Genomic DNA, 7,214 nt, shown 5'->3' on the forward strand with positions numbered 1-7,214 from the left:
AGCGCGGCGAAGAAATCCACCGCGGCGCGCACGCCGGCGAGGAATTCGTAAGGCAGCGTGCCCAGTTCGAACCGCTCGGGCACGGTGTCGGCGGACGGCACCAGCTTGTCGGGCCGCAGCCCCTCCAGCAGTTCGGCCCGCCCGGCGAGCACCCCCAGATGCGGCCCGCAGAACTTGTAAGGGGAGCAGACCAGGAAGTCCGCGCCGAGCGCGTCCCTGTCCACATAGGTGTGTGCCGCCGCGTGCACGGCGTCGACATGGAGCAGCGCGCCCGCCTCATGCACGAGCCGGGCGATCTCCGGGACCGGCGGCCGGGTGCCGATGAGGTTCGATGCGGCCGTGACGGCGACCAGCCGGGTGCGCTCCGAGAGGACGGCGCGGACGTCGTCGGCGGTCAGCTCGCCCGACGCCGGGTCGAAGTCCGCCCACCGTACGGTCGCCCCGGCGGCCTGCGCCGCCTGGATCCACGGGCGCACATTGGCGTCATGGTCCAGCCGGGTCACGACCACCTCGTCACCCGGCGCCCAGGACGCGGCCAGCGTCCGGGACAGGTCGTACGTCAGCTGCGTCGCGCTGCGGCCGAAGACGATCTCCGACGGTTCGGTGCCGAGCAGATCGGCCATCGCCCGGCGCGCGGCCACGACAAGCTCGCCCGCGCTGCGCTCCCCGGCGGTCCTGCCGCCGCCGCCGTTCGACAGCGGTCCCGCGAGCGCCTCGCCGATCGCGTCGATGACGGGCCGAGGCGTCTGCGTACCGCCGGGCCCGTCGAAATGCGCGCCCCCGGCCCGCAGCGCCGGGAACTGCGCGCGGACCGCCTCGACGTCGTACGTCATGGAGAACTCCCTGTTCATGTCGGGGCTGGTGAGCCTAATCGAACAGGCATTGTGCAATCCCCGGGTACAGATCCACTGGATATGTGAAGCTTTGGCCATGAGCACTCCCCAAGACCCCCTCGCCCTCAGACTGAAGACGGACCGTCCGCACTCGGCGCGCGTATGGAACTACCTTCTGGGCGGCAAGGACCATTACCCCGTCGACGCCGAGACCGGCGACGTCATCCTCAAGACGTTCCCCGACATCGCCCGTATCGCCCGCGCGCAGCGGGCCTTCCTCGCCCGCTCGGTCCGCTTCCTGGCGGGCGAGGCGGGGATCCGGCAGTTCCTGGACATCGGCACGGGTCTGCCCACCGCCAACAACACCCACGAGGTGGCCCAGCGGCTGGCGCCCGAGTCCCGGATCGTCTACGTCGACAACGACCCGCTGGTCCTCACCCACGCGAGGGCGCTGCTCACCAGCACCCCCGAGGGTGCCTGCGCGTACATCGACGCCGATGTGCTCGACGCCGGCAAGATCCTCGCGGAGGCGGCCAAGACGCTGGACTTCAGCCGTCCGGTGGGGCTGACGATGCTCGGCATGATGGGGCAGCTGTCCGACGCGGAGAAGCCGCAGGACGTGGTGGAGGAGATGCTCGCCGCCCTGCCGTCGGGCAGTTATCTGGCGCTCAGCGACGGCACCGACGGCAACGAGACGGCGAACCAGGCCATCGCGGTCTACAACGCCAACTCGGCCAGTTCGTACCACCTCAGGCCGCCGGCGCAGATCGGCGAGTTCTTCGCCGGACTCGAACTCGTCGAGCCCGGCATCGTCATGACGTCCGAGTGGCGGCCCGACCCGGACGACACCGGCGACTTCGGCCGGGTGGAGTCCGTCGCGGGTGTGGGACTCAAGCCCTGAGCCGAACGGAACCGTGACCTCCGCCCGGCCCGTGCGTTGTACGGATCATGAACATGCGTCGAATCCTCACTGCCGCGGCGGCAGGTTCCGCCTTCCTCGCCGCCCTTTCCCCCTCGGCCCAGGCCCTCGACTTCGGCGGCACCCTCAGCGGTGCGGCCCAGACGGCGGCGGCAGCCGGCGGAGAGGTCAAGCCCGTGGCCGACGGAGCCCTGGGGGAGAAGGCGGCCGCGGTGCAGGGCGTGGTCAAGGGCGGCACGCAGGTGGTGAAGTCCGGCAACGACCTGCTGCACTGACCACTCTCCTGAGCGACCCGGTGGCCGGGCACCCCTGGTGCCCGGCCACCCGTCCGTCCGCCGCTGTCCGAGCCTGTCCGCGTCTGTCCGAGCCGCCGAGATGCGCTGCCCGGCGGGCGGCGGAGAATGGAGGGGGCCAGGTCAGCCCCTGGGGCGAGAGTGTCCGGCTCGTCGGGACGACGGGAAGGGCCGCCATGCAGACGTCCATCAGCCCGGCCGCAGGCGGGACCTATCTGACCCCGACCGAACGCGCGGCGGCGGGCAAGGCCGCCCGCCGGATCCTGCCGAGATCGGCGCACGGCGAATTCACCGCCGCAGCCGGCCGCCCCGACCCGATCGACGTGATCGAGAGCCAGTCCGCCACGCGCGTACCGGATCTCGTCCCGATCCGCTACGGACGCATGGCCGAGTCGCCGTTCCGCTTCTACCGGGGCGCCGCTGCCGTCATGGCGGCCGACCTGGGCGCGGCGCCGCACACCGGTCTCACCGCCCAGCTCTGCGGTGACGCCCATCTGATGAACTTCCGGCTGCTCGCCTCGCCCGAGCGGCGGCTGATGTTCGACATCAACGACTTCGACGAGACCCTGCCAGGCCCCTGGGAGTGGGACGTGAAACGGCTGGCCGCCAGCCTGGTGATCGCGGGCCGCGAGAACGGCTACTCGGCCAAGGAGCGCGCCGCGATCGTCCGGGCCGCCGTGGGCTCGTACCGCGAGCGCATGCGGTACTTCGCCGGGCTGGGCAACCTGGCCGTCTGGTACGAACGCGCCGACGTCGAGGAACTGCGCGCCACGGTCGGTAAGCGGCTCGACAAGCGGGGCCGCGGGCGTGTCACCAAGGCGGTGGGAAAGGCCAGGACCAGGGACAATCTGCGGGCGTTCGAAAAGCTCACCCACCTGCTGCACGGCGAGCGCCGCTTCGTGGCCGACCCGCCGCTGATCGTGCCGCTGGACGACATGCTGCCCGGCGCCGAGCGTGACCGGCTGGAGGCGGGCCTGCGCGAACTCGTCGACCGGTACGCGGGCAGCCTGTCCATGGACCGCAGGCATCTGCTCCAGCAGTACCGGGTGGTCGACATCGCCCGCAAGGTGGTCGGCGTGGGCAGTGTCGGCACCCGCTGCTGGATCGTGCTGCTCCTCGGCAAGGACGACCAGGACCCGCTGATCCTCCAGGCCAAGGAGGCCGACACCTCGGTGCTCGCCGAGCATGTCGGCGGAAGTGTCTACGACAACCAGGGCTGCCGGGTCGTCGCCGGCCAGCGGCTCATGCAGTCCGTCGGTGACATCTTCCTCGGCTGGGACCGGGTCCAGGGCCTCGACGACAGGCAACGGGACTTCTACATCCGGCAGTTCAACGACTGGAAGGGCGTCGCCGTACCCCAGATCATGGTGCCGCGCGGGATGCGGGTCTTCGGCGAACTCTGCGGCGCCACCCTGGCCCGCGCGCACGCCAGGTCGGGGGACAGGATCGCCGTCGCCGCCTATCTGGGCGCCGGGGACGTCTTCGACCGGGCGCTGGTGGGGTTCGCCGAGAGCTACGCCGACCAGAACGAACACGACCACCGCGCGCTGACCGAGGCGATCGGCACGGGGCGCGTGATTGCGGTCACGACCTGACCAGCTTTGGCCGTTGTTTTACACCATTCGTGTAACCATGGGCACGGAAATCCGTATCTCCAGGGATATCGGACCTCTGAAGAAGTGGCGAGTGGAATATGCGCGTGCGCATGGGCCGAAGCAGGAGCAGCATAGGGATCGCACTGGCGACGGGCGCGGTGATCGCGGGCGCCAGTGCCTGCGGCGGCGGTGTCTCGGCCGCCGCCGACGCGAAGCCACCGGTCTCACCGACCGTGAGTGCGCACCAGCAGCCCGTGGCCTCCGCCTCCGCCTCGGCCTCGCCCTCCCCTTCAGCCTCTCTCTCCGCCTCCGCGCTCGCCTCGTCGTCGACGCCCGCGCCACCGAAGCCCGACCCCAAGCCGAAGCCCCCGCAGCCGATGCTGCTGAACACGATCACCCCGCAGACCGACGCCACGGTCGGCGTGGCCATGCCGATCTCGGTGGTCTTCAGCAACCCGGTCGCGGCCTCGGCCCGCGCGGACGTCGAGCAGCACCTCAAGGTCTCCGCGTCGGAGCCCACCACCGGCGCCTGGCACTGGTTCAGCGGCACCCGCGTGGACTGGCGCCCCCAGAGCTACTGGAAGTCCGGTACGCAGGTCAGGGTCGACGCCGAGCTGACCGGGGTGAGCAACGGGAACGGCCGCCTCGGCACCCACGACTACGAGCACTCGTTCACCATCGGTGACGACGTCGAGGCCGCCGTCTCCGTACCCGGCCACACCCTGAAGATCACGAAGAACGGCGCCCCCGTCCGTACGCTCCCGATCGACGCGGGCAGCAAGGACTGGCCGTCCTGGAACGGCACCATGGCGGTGATCGACAAGGAGCGCACCGTCCATATGACCTCGTGCAGCGTCGGGATCAGCTGCGACAAGAAGGACAAGGACTTCTACGACCTGAAGCTGCCGTGGGACGTCCACCTCACCACCTCGGGCACCTACATCCACTACTCCACCGGTGACCCGTACCCGGGACACAGCGTGGGCTCGCACGGCTGCGTGCACCTGTCGATGGCCGACGCGAAGTGGTTCTACAACTACGTGAAGCAGGGTGACCCGGTCACCATCACCGGCTCACCGCGCGGCAAGGCCGCCGCCGACAACGGGTACGCGGCCTTCAACCTGTCGTGGTCGAAGTGGCTGGCCGGGAGTGCCGGCGGGGCGCAGACGGCCGCCACGATCTTCTGACCTAGGGCCTTTCGTTTGGATCAGGCCGGATCAGGGCGCGGTGCCAGGGCACGCGAGCCCGGCATGATCCAAACGAGAGGCCCTAGCTGTCCGTGCCGTCGGCCGCCGCCCGCAGCGCCGCCAGGTCGATCTTCTTCATGGCGAACATGGCCTTGACGGCGCGCTCGGACCGCGCGGGGTCCGGGTCGCCCAGCACGTCCGCCATCCCGACCGGGACGACCTGCCAGGACAGCCCGTACTTGTCCTTGAGCCAGCCGCACTGGACCTCTTCGCCGCCGTCGGTGAGCTTGTCCCAGTAGTAGTCGACCTCGTCCTGGTCGGCGCAGTTGATCAGCAGTGAGATCGCCTCGTCGAACGTGAACTGCGGGCCGCCGTTGATCGCCGTGTAGGGCTGGCCGTCCAGCACGAAGTCGACGGTCAGCACCGAGCCGGCCGGGCCGGGGCCCGCCTCGCCGTAGCGGAGGATGTTCGTGATCTTCGAGTTCGGGAACACCGAGACGTAGAACTCGGCCGCCTGCTGGCCCTGGGTGTCGAACCACAGGTTGGGCGTGATCTGAGGCATGGCGTTCTCCTTCGTCAGGAATGCGTCGTCCGTCTGCCACTGGTGACCGCGCGGGCGGTCAGAAGTCATCGCCCCTGTGGACATGAAGATGCTCGACGGTGAAGGACATCGCCGTCAGGTCCGGCGCTGGCGCGGGGTGGTACATCCCGGCGCTGACGGACAGATTCACGATGAGATACGCCCGCCAGTGCCGGCCCACCCCGCGGCCGTCGGCGAAGGCCCGTACCCCGTTGACCCACCAGACGACGGACCTGGCCCCGAACTCGACCTTCAGATCGACCCAGGCGCCCGGCGCGACGGACGCGTGCGTGTAGCCGCGGTGGCCGCCCCTGACATGGTTGGTCAGCTCCAGCAGATGGGGGTTGTCCGGGTGGTACTCGAAGACGTCGACCTCGTTGCCGCCCTCGAACCAGGTCCAGACGGCGGGCCACGCGCCGGTCTCCACGGGCAGCCGCACGCGCGTGTCGAGGATGTCACCGGCGCGGACCATGAAACCGTCGGCGCTGCCCTCGGTGGTCAGCAGCCCGGTGTCCCAGTCGCCGTCGGCGCGGCGGCAGGCGCGGAAGGTGCCGCCCCTGCTGAACTGCGGATCGGTCACGAGATGGTCGAGCTTGTTGTCGCCCGGATTGGTCGGGCCGCCGTCCGGATAGGCCCAGGAACGGCCGGCCACCCACTGCTCGGCGCTGGTGAAGTCGGCGGTGAGGACGGGCGGCCCGTACCGCCGGGGCGGGGCCGCGGGCGCCGGGACGGCGAGCCTGGGCCTGAGCTTCTGGGCGAGCCACTCCCTGAGTCCGGATCCGTGATCGCTCACCGCACGCCTTTCGCCGGGACCTACGACACGGCGGCGGAGGAGTGCCGCCCGTGGCTGCCCGACATGGTAGGCGTCGCCCTCGGTGAGGCGGTGTTGACGCGCCGTGTCGATCACTCGCACGGGCGACCGTCAGCGCGGATAGGCGGGGGCGAGCGCCGCCCGCATCAGCAGGTGAGGGGCGCCCGTGCCGTTGGCGGGCAGCGCGTAGAGGTCGGAGCCGAAGTCGCTCGGCATCGAGTAGACGACGGTCCGCCCGTCCTGCCACACCGCCTGGTCGTCGACGCTGCGCGGCTCGGCCAGCGCGGTCTCGCGCATCGTGCGCAGATCCAGCACGTACAGCCGCCAGGGCGAGTCGGCGGGCAGCCCGGCGACCCGTTTCTTGTACGCGATCCGGGTGCCGTCCGGCGACAGCGAGGGGCATTCGACGTTCGTGTGGAGCGTGCTGAGCGAACGGGTCGTCACATCGCCGCGCACCAGATACGTCTTTCCGCCGGTCGCCATCGTCGCGTAGAAGACCCGGTCGTCGGCGAAGGTGACTCCCCAGAAGTTCATGTCGGCGGCGTGCAGGGCGCGGCCGTCCCTGGTGACCCGGTACGCCTCCAGGGAGGGGTCGAGCCGCCCGGTGCGGGTGTCGAGGATCGCGGTGCGGGTGGAGAAGTCGGTGCCCGCGTACGAGTCGCCGCCGACGAAGACGGTCCAGGCGGCCAGCCGCCCGCTCGGGGAGACCCTGGCCCGGGTGGGGATCCCGGGCAGCGCGTAGTGGGCGACTTCCCTGAGCCTGCTGTCGAGGACCACCGCCCGGTAGCTGTCCGTCAGCGTGCCGTGCTCCGCCTGGAGGCAGATACCGGTCCCGCCTGCGGCGTGGAAGCGCAGGCACGTCACTCCCGACGCGGTGCGCCGGCCGGCCGGATCACCGGCGGGTACGGTGCTCAGCTCGTCGCGGTGCGGGCCGTACGCCATGTTCCTGAAGACGATCAGCGGCGCCGGCGGGTGCGCGAGCGACACCTGCCCCGC

General features: G+C 70.6%; 8 protein-coding genes. 4 read left to right on the plus strand and 4 right to left on the minus strand.

The window, feature by feature from the left end; all coding sequences use genetic code 11:
* A partial coding sequence (locus HY68_RS32515; protein WP_042000493.1) for a cysteine desulfurase-like protein occupies positions 1–833 on the minus strand: 833 nt, incomplete at its 3' end.
* A 97-nt stretch (positions 834–930) separates the two neighbouring features.
* Between HY68_RS32515 and HY68_RS32520 the strand changes: the two genes are divergently transcribed.
* From HY68_RS32520 to HY68_RS32535, 4 genes are all read left to right on the plus strand, one after another.
* Positions 931–1,734: an SAM-dependent methyltransferase gene (locus HY68_RS32520; protein WP_041998592.1), complete on the plus strand. Its 804-nt coding sequence runs from the start codon at positions 931–933 to the stop codon at positions 1,732–1,734.
* A gap of 53 nt (positions 1,735–1,787) precedes the next feature.
* Positions 1,788–2,027: a hypothetical protein gene (locus tag HY68_RS32525; protein WP_157874476.1), complete on the plus strand. Its 240-nt coding sequence runs from the start codon at positions 1,788–1,790 to the stop codon at positions 2,025–2,027.
* Between the two features lie 194 nt (positions 2,028–2,221).
* Complete coding sequence (locus HY68_RS32530; RefSeq protein WP_041998596.1) at positions 2,222–3,640, plus strand: DUF2252 domain-containing protein; 1,419 nt, start codon at positions 2,222–2,224, stop codon at positions 3,638–3,640.
* A 110-nt stretch (positions 3,641–3,750) separates the two neighbouring features.
* Positions 3,751–4,827, plus strand: a complete 1,077-nt coding sequence (locus tag HY68_RS32535) for a L,D-transpeptidase (protein WP_041998599.1) — start codon at positions 3,751–3,753, stop codon at positions 4,825–4,827.
* Positions 4,828–4,909: 82 nt separating this feature from the next.
* Here the strand turns inward: HY68_RS32535 and HY68_RS32540 are convergent, their stop codons facing one another.
* The 3 genes from HY68_RS32540 to HY68_RS32550 all read right to left on the minus strand — a co-directional run.
* A complete protein-coding gene (locus HY68_RS32540) occupies positions 4,910–5,389 on the minus strand; it encodes a VOC family protein (protein WP_041998601.1) in 480 nt (159 codons plus the stop codon).
* A gap of 58 nt (positions 5,390–5,447) precedes the next feature.
* Positions 5,448–6,059 (minus strand): beta-glucanase, encoded by a 612-nt coding sequence (locus HY68_RS32545; RefSeq protein ID WP_042000494.1) that lies wholly within the window; start codon positions 6,057–6,059, stop codon positions 5,448–5,450.
* Between the two features lie 270 nt (positions 6,060–6,329).
* Positions 6,330–7,214, minus strand: an 885-nt coding sequence (locus HY68_RS32550; protein WP_041998603.1) for a PD40 domain-containing protein, incomplete at its 5' end; no start/stop codon positions are given.

This window comes from Streptomyces sp. AcH 505, from assembly GCF_000818175.1.
Taxonomy (GTDB): domain Bacteria; phylum Actinomycetota; class Actinomycetes; order Streptomycetales; family Streptomycetaceae; genus Streptomyces.